26 protein-coding genes and 3 tRNA genes are annotated in these 26,154 nt (G+C 74.7%); 19 read left to right on the top strand and 10 right to left on the bottom strand.

The features are described from left to right. Positions 1-5 precede the first annotated feature (5 nt). Positions 6-929: a hypothetical protein gene (locus ACFYNO_RS11165; RefSeq protein ID WP_388008927.1), complete on the top strand. Its 924-nt coding sequence runs from the start codon at positions 6-8 to the stop codon at positions 927-929. A 5-nt stretch (positions 930-934) separates the two neighbouring features. Here the strand turns inward: ACFYNO_RS11165 and ACFYNO_RS11160 are convergent, their stop codons facing one another. Then, entirely contained in the window at positions 935-1,822 is an 888-nt protein-coding gene (locus ACFYNO_RS11160; RefSeq protein ID WP_388008924.1) for an NAD(P)-dependent oxidoreductase, read from the bottom strand. 173 nt (positions 1,823-1,995) lie between these two features. Here ACFYNO_RS11160 and ACFYNO_RS11155 point away from each other — a divergent pair, with 173 nt between their 5' ends. Together ACFYNO_RS11155 and ACFYNO_RS11150 are read left to right on the top strand one after the other, a co-directional pair. Then, positions 1,996-2,433, top strand: a complete 438-nt coding sequence (locus tag ACFYNO_RS11155) for a hypothetical protein (protein WP_388008921.1) — start codon at positions 1,996-1,998, stop codon at positions 2,431-2,433. A gap of 20 nt (positions 2,434-2,453) precedes the next feature. Next, positions 2,454-3,257: an alpha/beta fold hydrolase gene (locus ACFYNO_RS11150; protein ID WP_388008918.1), complete on the top strand. Its 804-nt coding sequence runs from the start codon at positions 2,454-2,456 to the stop codon at positions 3,255-3,257. On the opposite strand, the gene ACFYNO_RS11145 is transcribed toward ACFYNO_RS11150, so the two are convergent. Then, complete coding sequence (locus ACFYNO_RS11145) at positions 3,248-4,018, bottom strand: pirin family protein (protein WP_388008915.1); 771 nt, start codon at positions 4,016-4,018, stop codon at positions 3,248-3,250. The genes ACFYNO_RS11150 and ACFYNO_RS11145 overlap by 10 nt on opposite strands. A 198-nt stretch (positions 4,019-4,216) precedes the next feature. Here ACFYNO_RS11145 and ACFYNO_RS11140 point away from each other — a divergent pair, with 198 nt between their 5' ends. The 5 genes from ACFYNO_RS11140 to fabF all read left to right on the top strand — a co-directional run bounded on the left by ACFYNO_RS11140 (position 4,217) and on the right by fabF (position 9,149). Continuing rightward, positions 4,217-5,398 (top strand): PucR family transcriptional regulator, encoded by a 1,182-nt coding sequence (locus tag ACFYNO_RS11140; protein ID WP_388009153.1) that lies wholly within the window; start codon positions 4,217-4,219, stop codon positions 5,396-5,398. 95 nt (positions 5,399-5,493) lie between these two features. Then, complete coding sequence (locus ACFYNO_RS11135; RefSeq protein WP_388008912.1) at positions 5,494-6,438, top strand: ACP S-malonyltransferase; 945 nt, start codon at positions 5,494-5,496, stop codon at positions 6,436-6,438. Beyond that, complete coding sequence (locus ACFYNO_RS11130) at positions 6,435-7,469, top strand: beta-ketoacyl-ACP synthase III (protein ID WP_388008909.1); 1,035 nt, start codon at positions 6,435-6,437, stop codon at positions 7,467-7,469. The genes ACFYNO_RS11135 and ACFYNO_RS11130 overlap by 4 nt, the downstream gene beginning before the upstream one ends. Before the next feature lie 80 nt (positions 7,470-7,549). Beyond that, positions 7,550-7,792: an acyl carrier protein gene (locus ACFYNO_RS11125; protein WP_388008906.1), complete on the top strand. Its 243-nt coding sequence runs from the start codon at positions 7,550-7,552 to the stop codon at positions 7,790-7,792. Positions 7,793-7,883: 91 nt separating this feature from the next. Then, a complete protein-coding gene (gene fabF, locus ACFYNO_RS11120; protein ID WP_388008903.1) occupies positions 7,884-9,149 on the top strand; it encodes a beta-ketoacyl-ACP synthase II in 1,266 nt (421 codons plus the stop codon). Positions 9,150-9,203: 54 nt separating this feature from the next. On the opposite strand, the gene ACFYNO_RS11115 is transcribed toward fabF, so the two are convergent. Both ACFYNO_RS11115 and ACFYNO_RS11110 read right to left on the bottom strand, forming a co-directional pair. After that, a complete protein-coding gene (locus ACFYNO_RS11115; RefSeq protein WP_388008900.1) occupies positions 9,204-9,698 on the bottom strand; it encodes a DUF3145 domain-containing protein in 495 nt (164 codons plus the stop codon). A 385-nt stretch (positions 9,699-10,083) separates the two neighbouring features. Beyond that, positions 10,084-11,106, bottom strand: a complete 1,023-nt coding sequence (locus tag ACFYNO_RS11110) for an NADP-dependent oxidoreductase (protein WP_388008897.1) — start codon at positions 11,104-11,106, stop codon at positions 10,084-10,086. A gap of 106 nt (positions 11,107-11,212) precedes the next feature. Between ACFYNO_RS11110 and ACFYNO_RS11105 the strand changes: the two genes are divergently transcribed. Beyond that, complete coding sequence (locus ACFYNO_RS11105; RefSeq protein ID WP_388008894.1) at positions 11,213-11,671, top strand: MarR family winged helix-turn-helix transcriptional regulator; 459 nt, start codon at positions 11,213-11,215, stop codon at positions 11,669-11,671. A gap of 43 nt (positions 11,672-11,714) precedes the next feature. Here the strand turns inward: ACFYNO_RS11105 and ACFYNO_RS11100 are convergent, their stop codons facing one another. Next, positions 11,715-14,324 carry an HAD-IC family P-type ATPase gene (locus tag ACFYNO_RS11100; RefSeq protein ID WP_388008891.1) on the bottom strand — a complete coding sequence of 870 codons (2,610 nt, stop codon included), beginning with the start codon at positions 14,322-14,324 and terminating at the stop codon, positions 11,715-11,717. Beyond that, a complete protein-coding gene (locus ACFYNO_RS11095; protein WP_388008888.1) occupies positions 14,317-14,676 on the bottom strand; it encodes an ArsR/SmtB family transcription factor in 360 nt (119 codons plus the stop codon). The genes ACFYNO_RS11100 and ACFYNO_RS11095 overlap by 8 nt, the downstream gene beginning before the upstream one ends. 166 nt (positions 14,677-14,842) lie before the next feature. Here ACFYNO_RS11095 and ACFYNO_RS11090 point away from each other — a divergent pair, with 166 nt between their 5' ends. The 6 genes from ACFYNO_RS11090 (at position 14,843) to ACFYNO_RS11065 (ending at position 21,109) form a co-directional block, all read left to right on the top strand. Next, entirely contained in the window at positions 14,843-16,603 is a 1,761-nt protein-coding gene (locus tag ACFYNO_RS11090) for an FtsW/RodA/SpoVE family cell cycle protein (RefSeq protein ID WP_388008885.1), read from the top strand. A 178-nt stretch (positions 16,604-16,781) separates the two neighbouring features. Beyond that, positions 16,782-18,365 carry an LCP family protein gene (locus ACFYNO_RS11085; RefSeq protein WP_388008882.1) on the top strand — a complete coding sequence of 528 codons (1,584 nt, stop codon included), beginning with the start codon at positions 16,782-16,784 and terminating at the stop codon, positions 18,363-18,365. Positions 18,366-18,396: 31 nt separating this feature from the next. Continuing rightward, on the top strand, positions 18,397-18,690 hold the full coding sequence (locus tag ACFYNO_RS11080) for a hypothetical protein (protein ID WP_388008879.1): 294 nt from the start codon (positions 18,397-18,399) through the stop codon (positions 18,688-18,690). A 33-nt stretch (positions 18,691-18,723) separates the two neighbouring features. Further along, a complete protein-coding gene (locus ACFYNO_RS11075; protein WP_388008876.1) occupies positions 18,724-19,095 on the top strand; it encodes a BlaI/MecI/CopY family transcriptional regulator in 372 nt (123 codons plus the stop codon). Continuing rightward, positions 19,095-19,982, top strand: coding sequence for a M56 family metallopeptidase (locus ACFYNO_RS11070; RefSeq protein WP_388008873.1), 888 nt, complete (start codon positions 19,095-19,097; stop codon positions 19,980-19,982). The genes ACFYNO_RS11075 and ACFYNO_RS11070 overlap by 1 nt, the downstream gene beginning before the upstream one ends. A gap of 86 nt (positions 19,983-20,068) precedes the next feature. Then, complete coding sequence (locus ACFYNO_RS11065; RefSeq protein WP_388008870.1) at positions 20,069-21,109, top strand: NlpC/P60 family protein; 1,041 nt, start codon at positions 20,069-20,071, stop codon at positions 21,107-21,109. 7 nt (positions 21,110-21,116) lie between these two features. Here the strand turns inward: ACFYNO_RS11065 and ACFYNO_RS11060 are convergent, their stop codons facing one another. Both ACFYNO_RS11060 and ACFYNO_RS11055 read right to left on the bottom strand, forming a co-directional pair. Beyond that, positions 21,117-21,437 carry a hypothetical protein gene (locus ACFYNO_RS11060; protein WP_388008867.1) on the bottom strand — a complete coding sequence of 107 codons (321 nt, stop codon included), beginning with the start codon at positions 21,435-21,437 and terminating at the stop codon, positions 21,117-21,119. 274 nt (positions 21,438-21,711) lie between these two features. Further along, positions 21,712-21,785, bottom strand: a tRNA-Ile gene (locus tag ACFYNO_RS11055). A 239-nt stretch (positions 21,786-22,024) separates the two neighbouring features. Between ACFYNO_RS11055 and ACFYNO_RS11050 the strand changes: the two genes are divergently transcribed. Beyond that, positions 22,025-22,879, top strand: a complete 855-nt coding sequence (locus tag ACFYNO_RS11050; protein ID WP_388008864.1) for a trypsin-like serine peptidase — start codon at positions 22,025-22,027, stop codon at positions 22,877-22,879. 107 nt (positions 22,880-22,986) lie between these two features. Then, the gene (locus ACFYNO_RS11045; RefSeq protein ID WP_388008861.1) at positions 22,987-23,769 is read left to right on the top strand and encodes a trypsin-like serine peptidase; all 783 of its coding nucleotides are present in this window, start codon (positions 22,987-22,989) and stop codon (positions 23,767-23,769) included. Positions 23,770-23,844: 75 nt separating this feature from the next. Here ACFYNO_RS11045 and ACFYNO_RS11040 read toward each other — a convergent pair. Both ACFYNO_RS11040 and ACFYNO_RS11035 read right to left on the bottom strand, forming a co-directional pair. Further along, positions 23,845-23,920 (bottom strand) — tRNA-Asn (locus ACFYNO_RS11040). Positions 23,921-23,967: 47 nt separating this feature from the next. Beyond that, positions 23,968-24,040, bottom strand: a tRNA-Asn gene (locus ACFYNO_RS11035). Between the two features lie 249 nt (positions 24,041-24,289). On the opposite strand from ACFYNO_RS11035, the gene ACFYNO_RS11030 reads away from it, so the two are divergent. Next, positions 24,290-24,580 (top strand): hypothetical protein, encoded by a 291-nt coding sequence (locus ACFYNO_RS11030; protein ID WP_388008858.1) that lies wholly within the window; start codon positions 24,290-24,292, stop codon positions 24,578-24,580. Positions 24,581-24,682: 102 nt separating this feature from the next. Continuing rightward, positions 24,683-26,119, top strand: a complete 1,437-nt coding sequence (locus ACFYNO_RS11025) for an FGGY family carbohydrate kinase (protein WP_388008855.1) — start codon at positions 24,683-24,685, stop codon at positions 26,117-26,119. Positions 26,120-26,154: the final 35 nt, after the last annotated feature.

Here is a 26,154-nt window from a genome sequence, read left to right as displayed (position 1 = left end):
CCTGGATGACGTCGGGGGTCGGACCTGACCTGGCGGGTGCGGTGGTCCAGGAGCTCGCGCAGAGCGCGGCCCGCAGCGGCGGCGACCCCGGCACCGCGCTGGGCGACCACCTGCTCGGCCAGGCCTGGCAGCGCCTGCTGGCCCACCCGCGCTGGGCGCCCGCCGCCGAGCAGCTGGCCCGCACCCCGGGCGACCCGCAGGCGCACCGCAACCTCACCCTGGCCGTGGCCGAACTGCTCGCCTACGACCCGGTCCTGGCCGCCGCCCTGCGCGCCAGCTGGACCCCGCCCCCGCTGCCGCCCCCGGCCCCGCCCGCGCGCACGGGGCGCAACGCGGCCATCCTGGCCGGCTCACTGGTGGTGATCGCCGGCCTGATCGCCCTGGGCCTGCAGTACGGCTCCCACCCGTTCAGCAGCGGCCACCGCGCGACGGCGCTCGACCACGACCGGCTGCGCACCGTGCTGCCCGCCCTGGCCGACCTCCCCGCCGGCTGGACCCCGGACGACAGCCCGAACGTCGAGACCCCGGACTGCAGCAACGCGAGCGGCGCCCAACAGACCGAGGCCTGCCACCTCACCACCGGGGTGGCCGAGGTCAGCTTCAAGGACAGCCGGTCGGTCAGCCTCGGCTTCGGTGTCTTCAGCACCACCAGCACCGCCGACGCCGACCGGCTCTTCGACGCGATGCTGGCCTCCACCAACCTCACCGACAACGCCCAGCCCTACTCCTTCGCCACCGTCGGCGACCGCTCCACCGCCCTCACCTCCGACTCGGACACCGAGGTCATCGCCCGGGTCGGCACCACCGTGCTCCTCCTCGACTACAACACCGGCCGGGCCGACACCGCCGCCTTCACCCCCCTCGCCCGGATGCTCGCCACCCGCTCCCAGCAGGCCCAGGACGGCCACCTGCCGAGCGCCAAGGCGTAGCGCCGTCACGGCACCCTGATGAACTCCACCAACCGCGCATAACTGTCCTCCCCGTGCCCGGCCGTGATCGCACGGCCGGTCAACTCCCTTAGCAGCTCCGGGAACTCCGCCGCCACTCCGCGCAGCCGGCTGGCATGGGCCAGGATGTCCATGGTGCTGGAGTGCAGCGTGAGCGGGAAGCCGTCGCCCGGGTAGTGGGCGGCGTCGACCTGCGGGGCGTAGCCGCGCATGAACGCGCGGACGGTGGTGAGCCAGCGGTCCGCGACCTCGGTGAAGGCGGTGGCGGTGACGCCGCCGCCCGGGCCCTCGGCGCCGAGCAGTGCGGCGCCGTGCAGCCAGCCGGTCAGGGTGCCCCACATCAGGCCGAGCAGGGCGGTGTCGTAGACCGAGGGCAGCGCGGGGTCGGCGCCCAGGTACAGCGGCTCGCCGAGGGCGGTGAGCAGCGGGCGGGCGGTGTCGAAGGCGGGGCGCGGGCCGGCGTAGAGCTGGAGCACCTCGGGGGTGCCGATGCCGGGCGGGGTGGTCATGATCACCCCGGAGAGGTGGTCGACGCCGTGGGCGCGGGCCCAGTCGTCGGTGTCGCGGGCGTCCGGCGGGGAGCCCGACGTGAGGTCGACCAGGGTGCGGCCGGCGAGGGCGCCGCCCAGCGGGGCCAGGGTCTCGCGCACCGCGGCGTGGTCGGCCAGGCAGACCACCACCAGCTCGGCCGCCGTCGCGGCCCCGGCGGCCGAGTCGGCCACCAGGGCTCCGCGGGCGGCCAGTTCGGCGGCCCGGCCGGGGGTCCGGTTCCACACCGCGGTGCGGTGACCGGCCGTCAGGAAGGCGCCGGCGAGCGCCCGGCCCATCGCGCCGAGGCCCAGCACCGCGACCCGCGCATCCGTAGGAGTCGTCACGCCCCGAGGCTAGGCCGCGCCGCGAGCGGGCCGGCCGCCGAACCGCCGGGGCGTCACCCGAAGGGCCCGTCAACTCCCGCTTGACGTCGAGTCCGCCTGAGCAGGCAGGGTGGCGGCGGTGAGTCCCCGTCAGGTGCTGGTCGCCGCCGGCCCGGGTCGGGGATGCTGAGCCCATGGACTTCCTCGACCTGCCCGAGCCGCTCGCCGCGCACCCCCTCGCCCAATCCCTCGCCGGCGCCACCCGGCTCGAGGTCTTCCGCACCGGCGAACGGCGTGCCGCGGGACCGGACGGACCCAGCTGGGCGGCCGAAGCCCTGGCGGTCTGGACCGGCGAGCCGGCCGCCCGGGCCGTGGCCGCGGTCCAGGCGCTCCCGCCGGACGACATGCGGCGCTGCTTCGCCCCCGGCTACGCGCTCCGCGCCCACGACCGCACCGGCTTCCTGCTCGAGATCGCCTTCTGCTTCCGCTGCCACGGCGCCGAGCTGATCGGCCCGCGGCCGAGCCCGGACGGCCTCGCCACGGTCCTCGGCTTCGACGCGGAGAGCGCGCCCGCGCTCGGCCTGCTGGCCCGCTTCCGGGCCTGCTCGGGCGGCCTTCCCGAGCAGGCCTGACGGACCATAGGATCGAATGCATGGCAGACGAACCGGTGCGGGTGACGGTCTGGCAGGACGGCCCGGCCGCCGAACGGGTCGTGCTGGTGCACGGCACCATGACCTGGGGCACCGAGTGCTTCGCCGGCCAGCGCCCGCTCGCCGACCGCTTCCGGCTGGAGCTGATGGACCGCCGCGGCTTCGGCGCCGGCCCGGACACCGCCCGCAGCGACTACGAGGTCGACGCCGCCGACCTGCTCGGCCTGCTGGACACCCCCGCCCACCTGGTCGGCCACTCCTACGGCACCGGCGCCGCGCTGCTGGCCGCCGCCGAGCGGCCGGCGGCCGTCCGCTCGCTGGCGCTGATCGAGCCCTCCGCCTTCGCCACCGCCGAGCGGGAGGTGCCCGAGGTCGCGGCCGCGCTGGTCCGGTTCCGGGCCGCCTTCGGCGAGCGGCGCCCGCCGATGGACCCGGAGCAGTACCTGCGGGCCTCCACCGAGGAGTACGGCCTGCCGATGCCGGAGCTGACGCCCCGCCGGCTGCGCGCCACTGCCTCGGCGATGGCGGAGCGGGTGCTCTGGGAGGCCGTGCTGCCGCTGGAGCCGCTGGCCGCCGCCGGCTACCCGAAGCTGGTGCTGAACGGCGACTGGAGCTCGGCCGCCCCGGAGTACCGGGCGTTCAGCGGCGAGGCGTTCCTGGCCTTCGGCGCCCACCTGGCCGAGCGGATCGGCGGGCGCCGGGTGCTGGTGGCCGGCGCCGACCACGCGCCGCACCAGGACCGGGCGGCCGAGGTCAACGCCCTGCTCGCCGGCTTCTGGACGGAGGCCGGTCCGGCTCAGCCGTAGCGCAGCCCCGAGTGCATCTCCCAGAGCAGCAGCTCCGCCCCGTCCTCCCCCGCGACCGGCGCGGCGAAGGCCTCGCCGGTGACCCGCACGCTGTCGCCGGGGGTGAGCGAGCGGCCCTGGCCGCGCGGGCCGGGGATGGTGCGGTAGCCGATCGAACCCGCCGTCAGGTGGGCGTAGCGGAACGGCGCCTCCGGCAGGTCGGGCAGCGCCTCCCAGGGCCCGGCCCGCACCACCCAGAGCGCGGCGTCCGAGCGGCGCAGGCGCAACGCCTCGCCGTCGGCGTCCCGGGCCATCCCGGAGGCCAGCAGGGTCAGCCCGGGACCGGCGGGCGCGCGGCGCAGGCCGTACGCCGGATCGGTGCCGAACACATCGGGTTGCAGCCACATCTGCACGAACCGCACCGGGACGTCGGCCCCGCCGACGTTGCGCTCGGTGTGCGAGACCCCGGAGCCCGCGCTGAGGTGCTGCACCATCCCGGGGCGCACCACCCCGGCGTGCCCGTCGGTGTCGCGGTGCGCCAGTGCTCCCTCCAGCACCCAGGTGAGGATCTCGGTGTCCCGGTGCCGGTGCTCCTCGAAACCCGCGCCCGGCGCCAGGGTCTCCTCGTTGCAGGCGAGCAGCGCGCCGAAGTGCAGGTTCTTCGGGTCGTAGTGCCCGGAGAAGGAGAAGGCGTGCCGGGTCAGCACCCCGGCGCTCGGCTCGGAGGTATACCGTTCACCGGTACGGCGCAGGTCGGCCCGTGGGCGCGCAGGGTCGGTCACCTGACCCACCGTAGCGGCAGAGCCGCGGGGGGCGTGCGCAAGCACCGCGCGCGGTGAGGCAGTCTTGTTCCTGTGCCAGACCCCTCTGATCCGTCCGCCCAGGAACCTGCCGTGAAGGCCCCCGCCGGGCAGTCCGCCGCCGCGAAGGCCGCCGCCGACCGCAAGGTGCGCCAGACCGCGACCTCCGGCGGCACCGCCGTGGAGCGCCGGCTCGCCGCCGAGCGCGCCGAGCTGCGCTCGGCCACCCTCAAGCGGCTGGAGAAGGCGTCCGGCAAGCTCGCCACCGCCGCCATCTCCCGGATGGACGACCAGCTGGGCTGGTACCGCCGGATGCCGCCCGAGCACCGCTCCTGGATCGGCCTGGTGGCCCAGGCCGGCATCGCCGCCTTCACCGAGTGGTACCGCCACCCGGAGGCCCCGCAGGCGATCAGCACCGACGTCTTCGGCACCGCCCCGCGCGAGCTGACCCGGGCGATCACGCTGCGCCAGACCGTGGAGCTGATCCGCACCACCATCGAGGTGATGGAGGAGGCGATCCCGGAGGTGGCCGCCCCGGGCGACGAGGACGGCATGCGCCAGTCGGTGCTGGTCTACGCCCGCGAGATCGCCTTCGCCACCGCCCAGGTCTACGCCCAGGCCGCCGAGGCTCGCGGCGCCTGGGACGCCCGGCTCGAGGCGCTGGTGGTGAACTCGCTGCTCTCCGGGGACGCCGACGAGGGCGTGCTCTCCCGGGCCGCCGCACTCGGCTGGGGCCAGCCCAGCCAGGTGCGGGTGGTGATGGGCAGCGCGCCGGACGGCGACAGCGAGGCGGTGGTGGAGGCGATCCGCCGGGCCGCCCGCTACGCCCGGCTGCACGTGCTCACCGGGGTGCTCGGCAAGCGCCTGGTGGTGGTGGTCGGCGGTGACAAGGAGCCGGTGCACGCCGCCCGGGCGCTGATCGGCCAGTTCGCCCCCGGCCCGGTGGTGGTCGGCCCGACCGTCGGCGACCTGCTCTCGGCGACCCGCTCGGCGCACGCCGCCGCGGCCGGCCTGAAGGCCTGCGCCGCCTGGCCGGACGCCCCGCGCCCGGTGCTGGCCGACGACCTGCTGCCCGAGCGGGCGCTCGCGGGCGACCAGGTGGCCCGCCGCCAGCTGGTGGAGGAGATCTACACACCGCTCGACGAGGCCGGATCGGCACTGCTGGAGACGCTCAGTGTCTACCTGGAGCAGGCCTCCTCGCTGGAGGGCGCGGCCCGGATGCTCTTCGTCCATCCCAACACCGTGCGCTATCGGCTGCGTCGTGTGACAGACGTCACGGGCTACGCCCCCTCGGACGTGCGTTCAGCCTTTACGCTGCGTATCGCGCTGGCCCTAGGTCGGTTGGAGTCCCTCGCGGACTGATTCCGCGGCCCTGTAGGGACTCCACAATCCGAGGTGCTTTTCTTCGTTACCGTCGCCTACCCGCCCTCGGGCGTTCGGCGAGAGAGGGTTGAACCGTGCTCGTTATCGTCGCCCCTGGACAAGGTGCTCAGTCCCCCGGAATGCTCAACCCCTGGCTGGAGCTGGACGGCGTGGCCGACCGGCTGCGCGGCTGGCAGGACGCGGCCGGGATCGACCTGGTGCACTACGGCACCGAGGCCTCCGCCGAGGAGATCAAGGACACCGCGGTCGCCCAGCCGCTGCTGGTGGCCACCGGTCTGATGACCGCCCGTGAGCTCTTCCCGGACGAGGCGGCGGCCCGCCGCACCGTCGGTGCGGTGGCCGGCCACAGCGTCGGCGAGATCACCGCCGCCGCCGGCGCCGGGGTGCTCGACGCGGCGGACGCGCTGACCTTCGTGCGGGAGCGCGGCCGCGCGATGGCCGCCGCCGCGGCCGTCACCGAGACCGGCATGGTCGCGGTGCTCGGCGGCGACCCCGAGGAGGTGGCCGCCAAGCTGGCCGAGCACGGCCTGGTGGCGGCGAACAACAACGGCGGCGGCCAGCTGGTCGCGGCCGGCCGGCTGGACGCGCTGGAGGCGCTGAAGGCCGACCCGCCGGCCAAGGCGAAGCTGGTCGCGCTGAAGGTGGCCGGCGCCTTCCACACCGAGTTCATGGCACCGGGCGTGGAGCGGCTGGCCGAGCTCGCGCCCTCGCTGAAGGTCGCCGACCCGCAGGTCCGCTACCTGTCCAACAAGGACGGCGCGCTGGTCTCCACCGGTGCCGAGGTGATCTCGCGGCTGGTGGCCCAGGTGGCCAACCCGGTCCGCTGGGACCTCTGCATGGAGACCATCGCCGGCCTGGGCGCCACCTGCGTGATCGAGCTGGCCCCGGCCGGCACCCTGACCGCGCTGGTCAAGCGCAACATCAAGGGCGTGGTCACGCTGGCCGTGAAGACCCCGGCCGACCTGGACAAGGCCCGTGAGCTGATCGCCGAACACGGCACCGAGGAGGCCACCGCATGACCGCCGCTCAGATCCGCCCCGCCACCGGGGCCGCGTTCTCCCGGATCCACGGGGTCGGCGGCTACCGCCCGGTCCGGGTGATCCCCAACTCCGAGGTGCTGGGGTGGATCGATTCCTCGGACGAGTGGATCCGCACCCGCAGCGGAATCACCGAGCGCCGCTGGGCCGGCCCGGACGAGTCCGTCACCGAGATGTCGGTGCAGGCCGCCGGCAAGGCGATCGCCCAGGCCGGGATCGACCCCGGGCAGATCGGCGGCATCATCGTCGCCACCGTCTCGCACTTCAAGCAGACCCCGGCGGTGGCCACCGAGATCGCGCTGAAGCTGGGCTGCCCGACCGCGCCCGCCTTCGACATCTCGGCCGCCTGCGCCGGCTTCGGCTACGGCCTCAACCTGGCCGACGGCATGATCCGCGGCGGCAGCGCCGAGTACGTGCTGGTGATCGGCGTGGAGCGGCTGAGCGACCTGACCGACATCCACGACCGCTCGACCGCCTTCATCTTCGGTGACGGCGCGGGCGCGGTCGTGGTCGGCCCGTCCGACACGCCCGGCATCGGCAAGGTGATCTGGGGCTCGGACGCCACCCAGAAGGACGTCATCACCCAGACCGAGGCCTGGGACACCGCGCTCGGCAAGCCGGATGCGATCAACGGCGCCGGCGAGCAGGCCCCGCACTGGCCGGCGCTGCGGATGGACGGCCAGCCGGTCTTCCGCTGGGCCGTCTGGGAGATGGCCAAGGTCGCCCAGCAGGCCCTGGACGCGGCGGGGGTGACGGCCGATCAGCTCGGCGCCTTCATCCCGCACCAGGCCAACATGCGGATCACCGACGCCATGATCAAGGCGCTGAAGCTGCCCGAGTCGGTGCCGGTGGCCCGCGACATCGCGGAGACCGGGAACACCTCGGCGGCCTCGATCCCGCTGGCCATGGAGCGCATGCTGCAGACCGGCGAGGCCAAGAGCGGGGACCTCGCGCTGATCATCGGCTTCGGGGCGGGTCTGGTCTACGCCGCGGCAGTCGTTACCCTCCCCTAGGCACACCAAACGCCTTATTCACCGCCAGTCGGCGCGTCGCACCCGCGAAGCGCCATCCACACCGATGAGGAGCAGCCAAGATGGCTACCAAGGACGAGGTCCTGGAAGGTCTCGCCGAGATCGTCAACGAGATCGCCGGCATCCCGCAGGAGGACGTCGCGCTCGACAAGTCCTTCACCGACGACCTCGACGTCGACTCGCTCTCCATGGTCGAGGTCGTCGTGGCCGCCGAGGAGCGCTTCGACGTCAAGATCCCGGACGACGAGGTCAAGAACCTCAAGACCGTCGGCGACGCGGTGGACTACATCCTCGCCAACGCCTGACACGCCGCCGGCGGGGCGGCCCACCGCCCCGCCGGCACCCCGGCCCCCGCACTCCCCCTCCCGCACCGCACACGTTGAGAGAAGACAACCAGTGACCACTGAAAACCGCACCGTGGTAGTCACGGGTCTCGGCGCGTTCACGCCGCTGGGCGGAACCGCCGCCTCGTCCTGGGAAGGCCTGCTCGCCGGCCGCTCCGGCGTGCGTCGGCTGGAGGAGGACTGGGCCCAGGACCTTCCCGTGCGCATCGCCGCCCGGGCCGCCGTGGAGCCGTCCGAGATCCTGCCCCGGCCGCTGGTCCGCAAGCTGGACCGGTCGGCCCAGTTCGCGCTGATCGCGGCCCGCGAGGCCTGGGCCGACGCCGGCTTCGAGAAGGCCGCCACCGACCAGGAGTCTCCGCTCGACCCCGAGCGCCTCGGCGCCGTGATCGCCTCCGGCATCGGCGGCGTCACCACCCTGCTGGACCAGTACGACGTGCTGCGCGAGCAGGGCGTGCGCAAGGTCTCCCCGCACACCGTGCCGATGCTGATGCCGAACAGCCCGTCCGCCAACGTGGGCATCGAGGTCGGCGCCCAGGCCGGCGTGCACACCCCGGTCTCCGCCTGCGCCTCCGGCGCCGAGGCGATCGGCTACGCGATCGAGATGATCCGCACCGGCCGCGCCGACGTGGTGGTGGCCGGCGGCACCGAGGCGGCGATCCACCCGCTGCCGATCGTCGCCTTCTCCAACATGATGGCGATGTCCAAGCGCAACGACGAGCCCGAGCACGCCTCCCGGCCGTACGACAAGGCCCGTGACGGCTTCGTGCTGGGCGAGGGCGCCGGCGTCGTGGTGCTGGAGTCGGCCGAGCACGCCGCCAGGCGCGGCGCCCGGGTCTACTGCGAGGCGGTCGGCCAGGGCCTCTCCTCGGACGCCCACCACATCGCCCAGCCCGAGCCGACCGGCTCCGGCGTGGCCCGCGCGCTGGCCCAGCTGTTCGCCAACACGGACCTGGACAAGGCCGAGGTGGTGCACGTGAACGCGCACGCCACCTCCACCCCGCAGGGCGACGTGGCCGAGGTCAAGGCGCTGCGCAAGGAGCTCGGCGAGCACCTGGACCACGTGGCGGTCTCCGCCACCAAGTCGATGACCGGCCACCTGCTCGGCGGGGCCGGCGGCATCGAGACCGTCGCCACCGTGCTGGCCCTGTACCACCGCCAGGCGCCGCCCACGATCAACGTGGACGACCTTGACGACGAGGTGGACGCGGACATCGTCCGGTTCGAGCCGCGGGCGCTGCCCGAGGGCCGGATCGTCGCGCTGAACAACTCGTTCGGCTTCGGCGGCCACAACGTGGTGCTGGCCTTCCGCACCGTCTGACACACCGTCCGGATGCCGGGCGGCCCCCGCGGGGGCCGCCCGGCATCGGCGTGCTCAGACCACCTGGTGCAGCCAGCGCACCGGGGCGCCCTCGCCGGCGTAGCGGAACGGCTCCAGCTCGTCGTCCCAGGGCTTGCCGAGCAGCCGGCAGAGCTCGGAGTCCAGGTCGGCGCCCTCGCTGCGGGACCGCAGCAGCACCGCGCGCAGCCGGTCCTCGGGGATCAGGATGTCCCCGTGGATGCCGGTGACGGCGTGGAAGATGCCCAGGCCGGGGGTGCTGGAGTAGCGCTCCCCCTCGGCCGTGGCGCAGGGCTCGCTGGTCACCTCGTAGCGCATCAGCTGCCAGCCGCGCAGCGCGGAGGCGAGCTTGGAGGCGGTGCCCACCTCCCCCTGCCAGGACAGCTCGGAACGCCATTGCCCGGGGGCGGCCGGTTGGCGGATCCAGTCAAGGTTGACCCGCACACCGAGTACGCCCGCCACCGCCCATTCGACGTGCGGGCACAGCGCGCGGGGCGCGGAGTGGATGTACAGGACTCCACGTGTCGTCACCGGGACCTCCAGGCTGTGGACGAGGGTCGCCTTCCCCAGCTGCCTCGTGCCGGTGGCCGTCGGTCCTGGGCGCCACTTGGCTCGCTCCCTGCCCGTTTTCTGCTCGGGTCAATCGACATTCGGTGACTAACTTGAGCAAAACGGACAGGCTTCAACCATGGTAGTCAGTTCCGGTGCGAGGTCTACCCCTGATCGGGATCTCTCCCCCGAACGGCCCCATCGGGTAGCACGGCGGCGGTGCGCCCACGCTATCGCGGTGCGTGGGCCGCGGACTGACGGTCGGTCGGAACACCTGCTCACGGCCCGTCAGGGGTAGCGCGGACAACGCCGCGCGCCCCGGCGGAGACCGACTCTCCGACGGGGCGCGCGGGTGTCTGATGGGCCGTCAGCCCAGCTTGACCACCATCTTGCCGGTGTTCTCGCCGCGCAGCATGCCGAGGAAGGCGTCCATGGTGTGCTCCACGCCCTCCACCACGGTCTCGCTGTAGTGCAGGCTGCCGTCCTTCAGCCAGCCGGCCACCTCGCGGACGAACCGCGGCTGCAGGCCGGTGTGGTCGCCCACCAGCATGCCCTCCAGCCGCAGCCGCTTGCCGATCGCCAGCGCCAGGTTGCGCGGGGCGGCCGGCGGGGCGGTGTCGTTGTACTGCGCGATGGCGCCGCAGAGCACCGCCCGGCCGTGCACCTTGAGCGCGCCGATCGCGGCCTCCAGGTGGTCCCCGCCGACGTTGTCGAAGTAGACGTCGATGCCCTCGGGCGCGGCCGCGGCCAGCTGCTCGGCGACCGGGGCGTCCTTGTAGTTGAAGGCCGCGTCGAAGCCGTACTGCTCGACCAGGGTCTTCACCTTGGCGGCCGAGCCGGCCGAGCCGACCACCCGGGCGGCGCCCTTCAGCCGGGCGATCTGGCCGACCAGCGAGCCGACCGCGCCGGCCGCGCCGGAGACGAAGACCGTCTCGCCGGGCTCCAGCGCGCCGACCGAGAGCAGGCCCGCGTAGGCGGTCAGGCCGGGCATGCCGAGCACGCCCAGGTAGTAGGAGAGCGGCGCCTGCGCGCCGTCCACCTTGACGGTGTGCGCGGCGGGCAGGGTGGCGTACTCGCGCCAGCCCTGGAAGTGCAGCACCGCGTCGCCGACCTCGTAGCCCTCGGCGGCCGAGGCCACCACGTGGCCGACCGCGCCGCCCTCCATCGGCTGGCCCAGCTTGAACGGCGGGGTGTAGGACTTCACGTCGTTCATCCGGCCGCGCATGTACGGGTCGACCGAGAGGTAGGCGTTGCGGACCACCACCTCGCCCGGCTCGGGGGTCCGGACCGGCGCCTCGACCAGCGCGGCGTCGGCCGGCACCGGCCAGCCGTTCGGGCGTGACACCAGGTGCCATTCACGGGCGGTGGCGGGCAGCGGCTGCTCGGCCATGGAGGGTGCTCCTCGGAATGTCGGGGTACCTGAAAGATTGACCAGGTGAACTAAACAGTGGACCTGAAAGGTTCACCATGTCAAGTATTCGGGTACCCTGGGCGGTATGGAGAACCAGTCCGACACGCAGGGCCCGGGCGGCCCCGACGACCAGCTGACCCGGGACGTGGTCGATCTGATGGCCGGTCTGGTGGCCATCTTCCACCGCGAGTACGAGGAAGCCGCAGCGGCGCGCTCGCTCACCGGCGCCCAGGCCAAGGTGCTGGGCCTGTTGCGCCGCGGGCCGATGCCGATGCGGCACATCGCCCAGACGCTCAGCTGCGAGCCCTCCAACATCACCGGCATAGTCGACCGGCTGGAGGTACGCGGCTTCGTCACCCGCGAGGCGGACCCGCAGGACCGCCGGGTGAAGCTGGTCGCCGCCACCGAGGACGGCCGCACCGCCACCGCCGAGCTGCGCGAGTCGCTGAACTTCGCCCGCGAGCCGCTGGCCGCCCTGGACCCCGGCGAGCGCGAGGCGCTGCGCGCCCTGCTGCGCCGGATGCTGGAGCACGCCCAGAGCTGAGGGCCCGGCCGGCCGGCCCTGGTCGGCCTCGGTCCGCCCCCGGTCAGCCCCGGTCGGCCAGCCGCAGCCAGAACCAGCGCGCGCCGGTCAGCAGCACCGTGAAGAGCAGCACCACCAGCACCAGCGGCCCGTACGCCGCCGCGGGCAGCGGGGCGAAGCCCAGCCGGCGCCCGAGCGGCAGGGCCGGCAGCAGCACGCCCACCGCGGCGAGCGCCGCCGCCGCGGCCCAGACCGCGCGCGGCGGCCTCATCCGGGTGCCGGCCAGCCCGTAGAGCAGCGGCAGCGCCAGGCCCTGGGTGACCAGGTTCTCGGCGAACCAGGCGGTGTGGAACATGCCCTCGGCCGCCGGCGCCGAGAAGCCGTCGCTGACCCGCCGCATCGCCGCGAAGAGCAGGATGTCGGTGACCGAGTTGAGCAGCCCGAAGACCAGCGCGAACCGGCCCAGCGCCCCCCAGCGCAGCCGCACCGGCCCGCTGCCGCGCCCGACGAACCGGCCGGCCGCCGCGAACGAGAGCTGGGCCGCGTCGAAGCAGATGTTCTGCAGCAGCACCTGGGCCGGCAGCATCGGCAGGAACGGCAGCAGCACCCCGCCGACCAGCATCGACAGCGCGTTGCCCAGGTTGCAGGAGAGCGAGATCCGCAGGTAGGCGGTGACCCGGGCGATCGCCTCCCGCCCGGCCGCCAGGGCCGGCCGCAGCTGCGCCGGACCGGCGCTCCCCAGCTGCACGTCGGCCCAGGCCCGGGCCGCCCCGACCGCGCCGGCGGTGGCGAAGCCGACGTCCGCCGCGCGGAGCGCCGGGACGTCGTTGACCCCGTCGCCCAGGTAGCCGACGGTGTGCCCGGCCGCCCGCAGCGCCCGCACCACGGCGGCCTTCTGCTCCGGGTCGCAACGGGCGAAGACCGCGCCGCCGGCCGCCGCCGCGGCCAGCTCGGCACCGGTCAGCCCGGCCAGTTCACCGCCCTGCAGCACCCGGTCGGCGGGCAGCCCCAGCCGCTCGCAGAGCGCCCGGGCGGTGTGCGGGTGGTCGCCGGTCAGCACGGTGAGCGCCGTCCCGGCGGCGGCCAGCCCGGCCAGCGCCCGCTCGGCGCCGGGCAGCGGCTCCTCGCGCAGCTCCACGAAGCCGAGCAGGTCCAGCCCGTCCTCGCCCGGGGTCGCCCCGGCGGGGTCGGCGGCCAGCGCCACCGCGATCAGCCGGCGGCCGCGCGCGGTCCGCTCGGCGACCAGCCGGGCCGCCCCTGCCGGGGCGGCGCAGCGCGCCAGCACCTCCTCGGGCGCGCCCTTGACCACCAGCACCCGGCGACGCCCGTCCAGCAGCACCGCGCCGCCGCAGCGCCGCACCGGGTCGAAGGGCAGCACCGAGAGCACGCCCGGCTCGCAGTCGTCCAGCAGCCCGGCGGTGTCGGCGGTGATCAGCAGCGCCTCGTCCAGCGGGTCGGACTGGCCCGGCTCGGCGGTCAGCAGGGCCGCCTCGGCGGCCAGCGCGGCCCAGCGCAGCGGCTCGTGGTCCGGCTCGCCGGCCGGGTCGAGGCCGCCGAGCACCGCGGTCTCGCCGCTGGTCAGGGTGCCGGTCTTGTCCAGGCAGAGCACGTCCAGCGCACCCAGCTCGCCGATCACCGGCAGCCGGCGGACCAGCACCCCGCGCCGGCGCAGCCCGGCGCTACCGCCGGCCAGCACCGAGCTGACCACCAGCGGCAGCAGCTCGGGGGTGAGGCCGACGGCGGCGGCCACTGCGAAGGGCAGAAGTGCGCCGCTCCAGCCGTGCAGCAGGGTGTCGGCGAGCACGGTGGCCGGCACCGCGGCGGCCATGAAGAGCACCAGCGCGCGGACCGCCCGGCGCACCCCGCGCTCGACCGCCGAGCGGCCCGGGGCCGGCTCGCCGGTGGGGCGGTGGGCGGCGCCGAACCGGGTGTCCGCACCGGTGGTCAGCACCAGCGCGGTGGCGCTGCCGGTCAGCACGGTGCTGCCGGTGAAGCAGAGGTGCGGCTCCTCGTACGGGCTGGCGGCGGCGGACGGCGGCAGATCGGGGGCGGTGCGCGCGACCGGCTCGCTCTCGCCGGTGAGCGCGGACTGGTCCACCGTCAGGCCCTCGGCGCGCAGCAGCCGCAGGTCGGCCGGCACGGCGTCGCCGGCGGCCAGCCGCAGCACGTCGCCCGGGACCAGCTGGTCGGCCGGCAGCTCGCGGGCCAGCGGCTCGGCCCCGCCGGCCCGGCGCAGCACGGTGGCGGTGCTCGGCAGCAGGGCCCGCAGTTCGGCCAGCGCGGCGGCGCTACGCCGCTCGTCGGCCAGCCGCAGCGCGCAGGCCGCGGTCACCAGCAGGGTGAGTATCGCGGTGCTTCCCCAGGCGCCGATCAGCGCGCAGATCCCGGCCAGGCCGGTGAGCAGGGCGGTGAAGGGGTCGGTCAGCGCGGCCCGGATCCGGCGGGCGGTGCCGGGTTCGGGGGCGGGCAGGACGGTGTTCTCGCCGTGCCGGGCGAGGCGGTCCTCGGCCTCGTCCTCGGTCAGGCCGCGCGGGGTGCTGTCCAGCGCCCGCAGTGCCTGGAGGCGGCTCAGCCGCGCCGGGCTGCCCGGCGCCAGCGGGGCGGCCGGGCCGGTCGCGCCGCTCCTGGCCCGGATGCCGGGCAGCGGGAGCAGGCGCGACCCGCGCTCAGGCACCGCTGCCCCGGAGCCGGTGCAGCTCGCCGAGCGGCGCGGCCTCGGCGGCGTCCAGCTTCTCGATCATCAGCCGGACCAGGGTGGCGACCTGCGGGTCCTCCACGCCGTAGACCTGGCGGCGGCCCTCGCGGCGGTTGGAGACGATGCCGGCCAGCTTGAGCTTGGCCAGGTGCTGGCTGACCGCCTGCAGGGTGCCGCCGACCCGGTCGGCCAGCGTGCCCACATCGGCCTCACCCTGGCTGAGCACCCAGACGATGTGCAGCCGCATGGTGGAGGCGAGCAGCCCGAAGGAGGCCGCCGCCTGCTGCAGCAGCTGCGGCGAGGGGTCGTCGAGCCTGGTCCAGCCCGTCATCCTTGCTGCCCCTCTCCTGGTCGGTCGGCGGCTCAGTCTAGCCGCGCCGCCCCCCGGCGCGAAGAGGCGGTCGCACGCCCCCTCGCCAGCAGGCCGGTGGTGGGGTGCGGGCGCCCGGCGTGCGAGAATTCGCCGGTCCAGTGTGCCGTGCCGGTGGGGAGTTCGTGTGATAGGCAGCCAGCGGGCCAGCCAGCGGGCCGAAGGGCGACGCGGGGCCGACCGGCGGCGCAACCTGGAACTGGTGCTGCTGCTCCTCGCCCTCGCCGTCTGCCTGTTCGGCTACATCGACGGCGACCTCGCGATGAACCACAAGATGCCGCCCGGCCTGCTGGTCTACGGCGTCTCCTTCACCGTGCTGGTGCTCGGCGCGCACCTGGTGATGCGCCGGTTCGCCCGGTACGCCGACCCGCTGATCCTGCCCTGCGCGGTGCTGCTCAACGGGCTCGGCCTGGTGCTGCTCAACCGGCTCGACCAGTCGTACAAGATCGTCTACGCCGGGACCTACCAGAAGTACCCGACCGCCCCCTCCCAGGTGCAGTTCCTCTTCATCTCGGTGGTGGCCGCGATGGGCCTGGTGGCGCTGATCAAGCACCACCGGTTCTTCCAGCGCTACGTCTACATCGTGATGGTCGGCGCCCTGGTGCTGCTGGCCGCGCCGGCCTTCTTCTCCAGCGACAGCTTCGGCGCCAAGCGCTGGATCAAGCTGCCCGGCCTGCCGGCCGTGGAGCCGGACGAGTTCGTCAAGCTGGCGATCTGCATCTTCTTCGCCGGCTACCTGATGGTCAGCCGGGACGCGCTGGCGCTGGTCGGCCGCAAGGTGATGGGCCTGAGCCTGCCGCGCGGGCGCAACGCCGGACCGGTGCTGGCGATCTGGGCGGTCAGCCTGCTGGTGCTGATCTTCGAGCGCGACCTGGGCACCTCGCTGATCTTCTTCGGCGTCTTCATCGTGATGCTCTACGTGGCCACCGAGCGGACCAGCTGGACGGTGCTCGGCCTGCTCATGGCGGTCGGCGGCGCCGCCGTGGTGGGCAGCATCGAGCCGCACGTGCACGGCCGGGTCGAGGCCTGGCTGCACCCGCTGGACTACTACAAGGCCGTGCACAACCCGGCCCTGACCTCCAACCAGCCCGCCGAGGCGCTCTTCAGCTTCGGCACCGGCCACCTGACCGGCACCGGCCTGGGCCTGGGCCGCCCGTGGCTGGTCGGCTTCGCCGGCCGCAGCGACTTCATCTTCACCAGCATCGGCGAGGAGCTGGGCCTGGCCGGCGTCACCGCCGTGCTGATGGTCTACGGCCTCTTCGTGCAGCGCGGTCTGAAGACCGCGATCGCGCTCTCCGACCCGTTCGGCAAGCTGCTCGCCACCGGCCTGGCCAGCGCGGTGGCGCTGCAGGTCTTCGTGGTGGTCGGCGGCGTCAGCGGGCTGATCCCGCTGACCGGCAAGGCGCTGCCGTTCCTGGCCGCCGGCGGTTCCTCCACGCTGGCCAACTGGCTGCTCACCGGTCTGCTGCTGAAGCTCAGCGACGCGGCCGGGCGCAACGAGCTGGAGCCGGAGTTCGAGTCCAACGCCACCATCGCCCCGCCCAGGCCGGCCGCGCCGGTGGCGGTGCCGGGCCAGGGCGGCGAGCCGGAGCCGGGCCAGGAGCGGCGCGACACCGACACCATGTACCTGCGGTCCGCTCCGCCGGCCGGCGGCAGCACCCCGCCGCCGTACGGCGCGCCGACGGTGCACGGCAGCGCGCAGTCCGGCGGGGGCCGCGGACCGCTCGGCCGCGGACCGTTCCAGCGCACCGGCGGCGAGGGCGAGCAGCTGCAGCCGGCCGCCGAGCCGCCGGGCTTCCCGCCGCCGGCCGGCGAGCCGGGGGCCCCGCGCTTCCCGGAGCATGACGGTCCGTCAACCGGGACCATGCCGGACACTCCGGGGTTCTGATTCCCTGCGCCGAATAGCCGTATCCTGCCCCGACAGGTGTCGTCGGGCTGTGCGGCATGCCTAATACTTGCTAAATTGCGCAAGTGTGCAACCAGATCCACCCGGCCCCGTGTCCTCCTGAACGACCCCTGCGCCCAGTGGTCCGTGGTTCCGCCGGCAACCGCACGGAGACAACCCGATGACCGATCCGGAGGCCCGCCCCGGCAAGCAGCGCGCCGAGCGGGGCGCGGAGAGCACCAGCCTAGGGCCTGAGCTGCCCTCGGCCCCGTCACGGCGCCGCCGTCTGGCGAAGGTCGCCGTGGTGACGGCGGCTGCCCTGGTGCTGGTCACCGCGGGGGCAGGCTTCTGGTTCTACGAGCGGCTGACCGGCAACCTGTCGATCTTCTCCAGCGCGGGCATCGCCGCCAGCCGCCCGCCCGAGGGGCCGGCCGACCCCAACGGCAACACCCCGGTCAACGTGCTGCTGCTCGGCTCGGACAGCCGCGCGGGCGGCAACGAGGCGCTGGCCGGCGGGGACAGCGGGGTGGGCAACTCGGACACCGCGATCCTGCTGCACGTCTACGCCGACCACCGGCACGCCGTCGGCGTCTCGATCCCGCGCGACTCGCTGGTGGACATCCCGCCCTGCCTGCTGCCCGGCGGCCACTGGACCCAGCCGCAGCACGAGCAGATGTTCAACTCCGCCTTCTCGGTCGGCGCCTCCCCGACCGGCAACCCCGCCTGCAGCCAGAACACCGTGGAGGCGATGACCGGGCTGCGGGTGCACCACACCATCGTGGTGGACTTCAAGGGCTTCGCCGCGATGACCTCGGCGATCGGCGGGGTGCAGGTCTGCGTGCCGAACGAGGTGAACGGCTACGGCATCCACCTGCACAAGGGCCTGCAGACCGTCAGCGGTCAGTCCGCGCTGGACTTCGTCCGGGCCCGGCACGGCATCGGGGACGGCTCGGACATCGGCCGGGTCAAGCGCCAGCAGGCCTTCCTCGCCGCGCTGGCCAAGAAGGTCCAGGGGCAGGGGTTCGACCTGACCACCCTGCTGCCGCTGGCGGACGCGGCCACCAGGTCGCTGACGGTGGACCAGGACCTGGGCAGCCCGGTGAAGCTGGCCTCCTTCATCCGCTCGCTGCGCTCGATCCGGCTGGCCGACCTCGGTTTCGTCACCACGCCCTGGCGGTATGCCGGGGAGCGGGTGGCCCTGGTGCACCCGGACGTGGACACGCTCTGGACCCTGCTGCGCCAGGACCGCACGCTGGACGGCCGCAGCACCGGGCAGCAGCCCGCGCCCGCCACCGCGGCGCCGGCCACCGGCCGCCCGGCCGGCGACCCGGCCGTGCCGGTCACCGTGCAGAACGGCAGTCGCACCCCCGGACTGGCGGTGCGCGCCGCCCAGCGGCTGCGGGCCGCCGGGTACCAGGACGTGACGGTGGACCCGGACGGGATCCAACGGGCCGTCACCGGGATCGGCTACGGCCCGGGCCAGCAGGCCGCGGCCGAGCAGCTGGCCGGCTACTTCCCCGGCGCCGAGGTGCGGGCCGATCCGGCGGCCGGGGCGCTCACCGTCACCCTCGGGGCGGACTACGCGGCGGCCCTGGCCTCGCTCTCGCCGCCCCCCGACCCCGCCGCCGAGACGCCCGAGGGCAGCGTGCTCGAGGAGTCGGCCCGGCCGACTCCCAGCGCCTCCGCCACCGGGGTCCCGAGCGGCATCACCGAGAACCTCCGACCCGCCGATGCCGATCCGTGCACCGGCCTCAGCTACGGCTGAGCCGCCACCAGCGAAGGGAACACCGCTGACCATGCCCAGGGGGGACCACCGGTCCGCCGACTCCGCCAATCCCGCCGACTCGCTGCGCCTGGCGGCCGCCGTCGCCGAGGTCGAGGGCCTGCACGCCGCGCTGCGGCACGCCACCGACCCGGACCGGCACCGCCGGCTCCGCGCCGACCTGGCCCGCGCCGCCGCCCGGCTGGCCGGACTCGCCGCCGCCCCGCCGGGCCGCATCCCGGCCCAGGCGCGCAGCACCTCCCGCCGCGCCCGCCGCCGGGCCGCGCTGGCCCGCGGCGCCCACTGGCTGGCCCAGCGCCTAGGCTGAGGGCCCTCAGGCAGCGGGAGAGGAGCGGTGGCGGTGCGCGGGTTCGGGCAGTTGGAGGCCGAGATCATGGAGCGGCTCTGGGACCGGGGACGGCCGACCAGCGTGCGCGAAGTGGTGGACGACCTCAACCGCACCCGGCCGATCGCCTACACCACCGTCACCACGGTCGCCGACATCCTCTACCGCAAGGGCCTGCTGCACCGGCACAAGGAGGGCCGCGCCTGGCTCTACCAGCCGGTCCGCACCCGCGCCGAGCACACCGCCGACCTGATGCGCGAGGTGCTGGGCGAGGCCCCCGACCAGGGCGCCGCCCTGCTGCACTTCGTCGACTCGATCACCCCGGGCCAGGCCGCCGCTCTGCGCGCCGCGCTGGCCGAGGACCCGGCCGGGCAGGGCGGCTCCTGATGGCGGCACTGCTCCTGCTGCTCGGCTACACCGCCGCCGTCGTCGGCCCACTGCCCCGCGCACTGGCCCGGGCCCGCTGGACCGGGCGGGCGCCCGGCAGCGCCATCGTGCTCTGGGCCGGGCTCTGGCTCGCCCTGGTCAGCGCCGTCGCGATGACGGCGCACACCCTCAGCGAGCCGGGCCACCTGCGGGATGCGCCGCTCGGCTGGCTGGCCCGCGATGCCGAGCGGGCCGTGGAGGGCCCGTCCGGCCACCGGCACGCGCTGCTGTTCGGCGCGGCGGTGCTGGGCGCGGCCGGCGCGGTGGTGGCGGCCGGCTGGCTGCGCGCCGCCCGGGTGCGCCGGCGGCACCGCCGGGTGCTGGACCTGGTGGCCCGTCAGGAGGCCGGGGCCGGCTGGTGGACGGTGCCGGACGAGCGGGCCGCCGCCTGGTGCGTGCCGGGCCGGGGCGGGCGGATCGTGCTCTCCACCGGCGCGGTGGCGCAGCTCGGACCGGCCGAGCGGGCGGCCGTACTGGCCCATGAGCGGGCCCATCTGAGGGGCCGTCACCACCTGCTGAGCGGCGCCGCGGGCGCGCTGGCCAGGGCACTGCCCCGGCTGCCGCTGGCCCGGGCGGCGGCCGAGCAGGTGCCGCTGCTGGTCGAGATGGCGGCCGACGACCGAGCACTGCGGCACTGCTCCGCGCGCACCCTGGCCACCGCGCTCTGCACGGTGGCCGCGGGCCGCTCCCCCGGGCACGCGCTGGCCGCCGGGGAGGTCGGCGCGCTCACCCGGGTCCGACGGCTGCTGGCGGGGGCTCCGCCGCTTCCGCTCGGCGGCCGGGCGGCCTGCTGGATGCTGGCGGCCGGCCTGCCGGCCGTCCCGGTGCTGCTCGCCTGCGGCCCCTGACACCCGGACGCGGCACCCCCCTTGCCGGACCCGGCCCCCGGTCTACTAAGTTACTAAGGAGCTTAGAAGAGAGGGGCCGCCCGGCCATGGGAACCCGCCGCAAGCCGAAGCCCGTCTCCGGCCCGCTGCGGCGCGCGGTGCTCACCACCGCCGCCGCCTCCACCGCCGCCCTCGCCGCGGCCGTCGCCGCGCACGCCGACCCGGCGCCAAGCGTGGCGACCGTCAGGCAGCAGGTGGACCAGCTCAACGAGGAGGCCGAGTCCTCGGTCGAGAAGTACAACGGGCTGCAGGAGAAGCAGCGCCAGCTGCAGCAGAGCACCGGCCTGCTGCAGGACAAGGTGGCGAGCGGCCAGGACCGGCTGGACACCCTGCGCACCCAGCTCGGCTCGCTCGCCGCCCAGCAGTACCGCGGCGGCGGCCTCGACCCCTCGGTGCGGCTGCTGCTCAGCGCCACCCCGGACGACTACCTCGGCCGGGTCTCGGCGCAGGATCAGCTCTCCGACGCCCAGGCCGCGATGCTCCGTCAGCTGGCCCAGGAGCAGCGCAAGCTGGACCAGGACCGCAAGGAGACCGCCGACAAGCTCGCCGAACTCGAGGCGGCCGGCACCGCGCTCGCCGAGCAGAAGCGGCAGATCCAGGCGAAGCTCGCCCAGGCCCAGCAACTGCTCAACCGGCTCAGCCCCGCCGACCGGGCCGCCGTCAACGGCACCGACGCCCGGGCCGCCCGGGCGGCCGACCGCCCCACCGCCCCGCCGGATCCCGCCGGGAGCCCCGCGACGGGCACCGCTGCCGCGGCCGTCCGGTTCGCCTATGCCCAGCTCGGCAAGCCCTACGTCTGGGGCGCCACCGGCCCCGGCTCCTTCGACTGCTCCGGCCTGACCGGCGCGGCCTGGCGGGCGGCCGGCGTCTCGCTCCCCCGGGTCTCCCAGGACCAGTGGAACGCCGGCCGCCGGATCGCCCGTGCCGACCTGCAGCCGGGCGACCTGGTCTTCTTCTACTCGGACCTGCACCACGTGGGCATCTACATCGGCAACGGCCAGATGATCCACGCCCCGCGCACCGGCAAGAACATCACCGTCCTGCCGATCGACGCCATGCCCTCCTACATGGGCGCGGTGCGGCCCTGACCACCGGCTACGCCCGGAAGCTGCCCACGCCGGTGACGTGCGTGCCGTACCCGGCGGGCAGCTCGCCGATCGCCCCGGTCAGCGGCAGCGAGGCGGGCAGCGTGCAGAAGGGGTCGGCGTACACCCGGATGGTGCCGTCGGTCTCGTTGGACAGCGTGTGCGCGGTGGCGGGCACCTGGTTGCAGCCGGTCGGGTTCTCGTACACCTTGAGCGGCTGCAGCTCGGTCGAGAAGACCACCACCTTCCCGGTGGCGGCCTGAACCGGCGCGGCGGCCACCCCGAGCAGGGTGGCGGCGGCGATCAGCAGTGTGAGAGCGGTACGACGCATGCGGACAAGATCACATACGGCGACGGGGCGGTGACAAGCCGATCCGGGGAAGATCACCCGTACGGCGGCCCGGAGATCCGCCGGCGCCCGCCCGGCGCGACGACACCCACGTGGCCGCCCACGGCTGACGGTCCGTCCGCTATCGACTGGACGGGTGAATCTGGGCCCGGCCTACGGCTCCCGCCTGCTCCGGTGCCCTAGGATTTCCCCGAGAGGTGGGGCGTTCTCGCAGGTCACGCGCGGGATTCCAGTGACGACCCATCAGGATCTTGAGTAGGGCGGGTGGGACTCGAACCCACGACCCAGGGATTATGAGTCCCCTGCTCTAACCGGCTGAGCTACCGCCCCACACCTCACCGCTCGGGACCGCCACCACCGTGGTGGTCCATCGCAGCACAGACGGCCCCGCAGGGCCGCCTCGGGCAGCATATCCGGTCGATCAGCCGTGGTGCGCGCCGGGGGCGCACCACGAGTGCGCTCCCGGGCTCCACAGCGGCATCCAGGGTGGCCGCCACGGTGGCGGGCCGGGCGGGGTCGGGGGAGGCTGGGCCCGACGTGCTGGGCAACGGGGCTCTGGAGGACGGCGCATGACGGTGCGCAGGACGGCGGCCGTGCTGGCCGCGCTCGCGGTGGTGAGCGGGTGCGGGTCCGGTGGCAGCAGTGCGGGCGGCGGGCCGAGCGGCAGCGCCGTCTGGGTCACCTCGCCGGCCGGGAGTCCGAGCGGCGGCCGCTCCGGGTGGAACCGGCAGCGCTTCCTGGCCGCCTTCGACAAGCACAAGGGCACCACCCGCACCGCCTCCCCGACCGCCCAGAACGACCTGGTCGGCGCGGTCTTCACCAACGACGCGGGCGGCGACCACTTCTGCACCGCCAGCGTGGTGGACAGCGCGGGCCAGAACCTGATCGTCACCGCCGCGCACTGCGTCTACGACCCGGGGGTCGGCCAGCGCAACGACCTGGTCTTCGTGCCCGGCTACCGCGGCGGCGACGCGCCGAGCGGGGTCTGGCCGCTGGCCGCGATCACCGTGGACCAGAGCTGGGCCGACAGCGGCAACCCGGACCTGGACGTGGCCTTCGCGATCGTCCAGCCGCAGGGCGGCAAGCAGGTGCAGCAGGTGCTCGGCGCCAACAAGCTCGGCGTCGACAAGGGCTACCAGCTGCCGGTGAAGCTGACCGGCTATCCGAGCAGCGCCGACGTGCCGATCACCTGTGTGAACAACACCAGCCAGCAGAGCCCCACCCAGCTGCGTATCGACTGCCCGGACTACACCGGCGGCACCAGCGGCAGCCCCTGGGTGACCGGCTTCGACCCGGCCACCCGCACCGGGACGGTGGTCGGCGTGATCGGCGGCTACCAGCAGGGCGGGAACACCCCGGACACCTCCTACAGCAGCTACTTCGGCGACTCCGTCCAGGCCCTCTACGACCGCGCCACCAGCTGAGCCGCCGGCCGGGCCGCCGATCCGGTGGCGGCCGACGCTGGTGCCGGGCCGGGCGGTCCTGGTAGATCTTGGTTCCGACTCCGGCGCGCGGCGCGCCGGGCGCACCCATGACCCGGGGGGAACGGATGGCGCGGCGGCGGCTGCGGCACGCGGCGGTGGCGGCGGGCACCCTGCTCGCGACCCTGGCCGCGGCCGGCTGCGGCTCGGTGGCCGGGACCGCCCACCCCCGCCCGAGCATCACCGCGGTGACCGCCGGTTCGGACGGGCAGACCGCCCGGATCGGCGTGCTCCGGCTGGCCGACCAGGGCGACGCCCGGTCCTGCACCGCCAGCGTGGTGGACAGCCCGGGCCGCGACCTGCTGGTGACCGCCGCGCACTGCGTCTACTCGGCCGGCGAGGGCCCGGTGACCGGCCTCGCCTTCGCCCCCGGCTACCGGGACGGCTCCACGCCGCTGGGCGAGTGGCGGATCAGCCGGGTCACCGTGGACCAGCACTGGCAGGACGACGCCGACCCGGAGTACGACGTGGCCTTCCTCACCGTCGACCCGCTGGACGGCCAGCGGATCGAGGACGCGGTCGGCGGCGGCACCCCGCTGGGCGTCAACCGCGGCTTCGACCTCCCGGTGACCGTCACCGGCTACCCGTACGACCACGAGGAGCCGGTCACCTGCACCATCCGCACCACCGCACAGAGCGCCACCCAGGAGCGGTTCGACTGCGCGGGCTTCTCCGACGGCACCAGCGGCAGCCCGTGGCTGACCGCCGACGGGCAGGTGGTCGGCGTGATCGGCGGCTACCAGCAGGGCGGGGACTCCCCCGACACCTCGTACAGCATCACCTTCGACAACCGGGTCAGCGCACTCTTCCAACGGGCCGTCAGCGACAACTGACCCGCGGCGGGCGGCCCGGCCTCCGGCTGGAACGCCGGATGCCCCCCGGCCACCGGCCGGGGGGCATCCGCTTGCTGGCTCCCCCAATTGGACTCGAACCAATAACCTGCCGATTAACAGTCGGCTGCTCTGCCAATTGAGCTATGGGGGACCGTTCTCTCAGGACCGCTCCGGACTGCGCCGGACCGGCTCCCTGCGCTCCCGCATTTGGACTCGAACCAAAAACCTGCCGGTTAACAGCCGGCTGCTCTGCCAATTGAGCTATGCGGGATTGAGTTGGGGTGCCGCGCACGCCGCGTGGCGCTTGCTGCGGGACATACATTAGCGCATCCAGGGGGGTGCTCCGCCAATCGCTTCGGATCAGTTGGCCAGGTGAGCGGGTGCCCCGCCGGTCGGCGTGCCCGGCGGGCGACCCGGCCGCCGGGCGGGGATGCTGGGGTGAACGGCCGGGGTTCACCGGCGGCCGGGACGGGTAGGGCACCGCGGCAGGCGCCGCGAGAAGAGGGTGGAGGCGAAGCAGATGTGGAAGCTGTCGTTCATCACGGGGGCGGCCGTCGGGTACGTGCTCGGCACGCGGGCCGGCCGGCAGCGGTACGAACAGCTGGCGGCGACGGCCCGGCGGGTGGCCGAGCACCCCAAGGTGCAGGAGGCGACCCAGAAGGCCAAGGACTCGGCCGGGCACGCGGCGGGCAAGGCGGTGGACGCGGTGACCGACAAGGTCGGCGAGCGGCTGCCGGACGCGATCACCGACCGGGTGCCGTACTTCACCCGGCGGCGGACGGACGACAGCTGGGGCACGGTGCGCGGCTGACCCGGCGGGCTCCGTCCTGAACGGGAGACAGCCTGTACCGAGTGGGCAACACTTGGCGACGGCGGCCGAACGGGCCGCCCCGGCTGCGGCATGATCTCTTCCATGGCCATCGTCGCGGGCATCGACAGCTCGACCACCCGTACCCGGATCGTCGCGTGTGACGCGGACACCGGCGAGGTGCTGCGCGCCGGCAAGGCGCCGCATCCGCCGTCCGAGGCGTCCCAGGCCCGCGCCACCGAGGCGGATCCGCAGTCCTGGCTGCACTCGCTGGGCGAGGCGGCGCACGGCGGCCTGCTGGAGGGGGTGCGGGCGATCGGCGTCTCCGCCCAGCAGCACAGCCTGATCGGGCTGGACGCCGGCGGGGTGCTGGTCCGTCCGGCACTGCTCTGGACCGACCCGCGCTCCTCCGGCGCCGCGGCCCACCTGCTGGACGCACTCGGCGGCCCGGCCGCCTGGACCTCGGCGATCGGCTCGGTGCCCGCCGCCACCTACACCATCGCCAAGCTGCGCTGGCTGGCCGAGTTCGAGCCGGCCAACGCGCGGCGGATCGCCGAGGTGCTGCTGCCGCACGACTGGCTGGTCTGGCAGCTGCTCGGCCACCCGCAGCGCCGCACCACGGACCGCGGCGACGCCTCCGGCACCGGCTACTGGTCGCCGATCACCGGCGAGTACCGGCAGGACCTGGTGAAGCTGGCGCTCGGCCACGAGCTGACCCGGCTGCCCGACGTGCTGGCGCCCAACGAGCCGGCCGGGCACACGCCCGAGGGCCTGCTGATCTCGGCCGGCACCGGCGACAACATGGCCGCCGCCCTGGGCCTGGGCCTGGTCCCGGGCGACGCGGTGGTCTCGCTGGGCACCTCCGGCACCATCTTCGCGGTGCACGGGGAGCCGGTGATCGACCCGGCCGGCACCGTCTCCTCGTTCGCCGACGCCACCGGGCGGCACCTGCCGATGGTCGGCACGCTGAACGCCGCCCAGGTGCTGCGCGCCACCGCCAACCTGCTCGGCTGCGACCTGGAGGGGCTGAGCGAGCTGGCGCTGCGCTCCAGCCCCGGCGCCTACGGCATGGTGCTGCTGCCCTACCTGGAGGGCGAGCGGACGCCCCGGCTGCCGCACGCGGCCGGTACCCTGACCGGCCTGCGGGTCGAGGCGATGCGGCCCGAGCACCTGGCCCGGGCGGCCGTCGAGGGGATGCTCTGCAACATCGCGGACGCGCTGGACACCCTGCGGAACAAGGGGGTGGCGATCCGCCGGGTCTTCCTGCTCGGCGCGGTCGGCCGGCTGCCCGCGGTGCGCGAGATCGCCTCGCTGGTCTTCAAGACGCCCGTGGTGATACCGCCGGCCGGCGACCACGCGGCGCGCGGCGCGGCCCGGCAGGCGGCCTGGGCGCTGGCCGGCACCGCCGAACCGCCGCACTGGGAGCTGCCCGAGGCCACCGTGGTCGAGCCCGACCCGGACCAGCCGTTCGGCGACGCCGTTCGGCAGCAGTACGGCGTGGTCCGCGATCAAGTCCACCCCGAGGTCGCCGAGATGGCCTAGCGTGGGAGCAACCCGGTTCTCCCACGAAGGGCATC

Source organism: Kitasatospora sp. NPDC006697 (assembly GCF_042869935.1).
GTDB lineage: Bacteria > Actinomycetota > Actinomycetes > Streptomycetales > Streptomycetaceae > Kitasatospora.
The sequence above is the reverse complement of the archived record's forward strand: the minus strand, read 5'-3'. Positions and strand labels throughout refer to the sequence as shown.

What these genes read in the sequence shown, in the direction of transcription:
- ACFYNO_RS11080 (WP_388008879.1), top strand. Translation starts at nt 18,397, where the DNA reads ATGCCCAGGGGGGACCACCGGTCCGCCGACTCCGCCAATCCCGCCGAC.
- ACFYNO_RS11060 (WP_388008867.1), bottom strand. Translation starts at nt 21,437, where the DNA reads ATGCGTCGTACCGCTCTCACACTGCTGATCGCCGCCGCCACCCTGCTC.
- ACFYNO_RS11065 (WP_388008870.1), top strand. Translation starts at nt 20,069, where the DNA reads ATGGGAACCCGCCGCAAGCCGAAGCCCGTCTCCGGCCCGCTGCGGCGC.
- ACFYNO_RS11125 (WP_388008906.1), top strand. Translation starts at nt 7,550, where the DNA reads ATGGCTACCAAGGACGAGGTCCTGGAAGGTCTCGCCGAGATCGTCAAC.
- ACFYNO_RS11095 (WP_388008888.1), bottom strand. Translation starts at nt 14,676, where the DNA reads ATGACGGGCTGGACCAGGCTCGACGACCCCTCGCCGCAGCTGCTGCAG.
- ACFYNO_RS11130 (WP_388008909.1), top strand. Translation starts at nt 6,435, where the DNA reads ATGACCGCCGCTCAGATCCGCCCCGCCACCGGGGCCGCGTTCTCCCGG.
- ACFYNO_RS11070 (WP_388008873.1), top strand. Translation starts at nt 19,095, where the DNA reads ATGGCGGCACTGCTCCTGCTGCTCGGCTACACCGCCGCCGTCGTCGGC.
- ACFYNO_RS11025 (WP_388008855.1), top strand. Translation starts at nt 24,683, where the DNA reads ATGGCCATCGTCGCGGGCATCGACAGCTCGACCACCCGTACCCGGATC.
- ACFYNO_RS11150 (WP_388008918.1), top strand. Translation starts at nt 2,454, where the DNA reads ATGGCAGACGAACCGGTGCGGGTGACGGTCTGGCAGGACGGCCCGGCC.
- ACFYNO_RS11105 (WP_388008894.1), top strand. Translation starts at nt 11,213, where the DNA reads ATGGAGAACCAGTCCGACACGCAGGGCCCGGGCGGCCCCGACGACCAG.
- ACFYNO_RS11085 (WP_388008882.1), top strand. Translation starts at nt 16,782, where the DNA reads ATGACCGATCCGGAGGCCCGCCCCGGCAAGCAGCGCGCCGAGCGGGGC.
- ACFYNO_RS11050 (WP_388008864.1), top strand. Translation starts at nt 22,025, where the DNA reads ATGACGGTGCGCAGGACGGCGGCCGTGCTGGCCGCGCTCGCGGTGGTG.
- ACFYNO_RS11045 (WP_388008861.1), top strand. Translation starts at nt 22,987, where the DNA reads ATGACCCGGGGGGAACGGATGGCGCGGCGGCGGCTGCGGCACGCGGCG.
- ACFYNO_RS11155 (WP_388008921.1), top strand. Translation starts at nt 1,996, where the DNA reads ATGGACTTCCTCGACCTGCCCGAGCCGCTCGCCGCGCACCCCCTCGCC.
- ACFYNO_RS11030 (WP_388008858.1), top strand. Translation starts at nt 24,290, where the DNA reads ATGTGGAAGCTGTCGTTCATCACGGGGGCGGCCGTCGGGTACGTGCTC.
- ACFYNO_RS11110 (WP_388008897.1), bottom strand. Translation starts at nt 11,106, where the DNA reads ATGGCCGAGCAGCCGCTGCCCGCCACCGCCCGTGAATGGCACCTGGTG.
- ACFYNO_RS11165 (WP_388008927.1), top strand. Translation starts at nt 6, where the DNA reads ATGACGTCGGGGGTCGGACCTGACCTGGCGGGTGCGGTGGTCCAGGAG.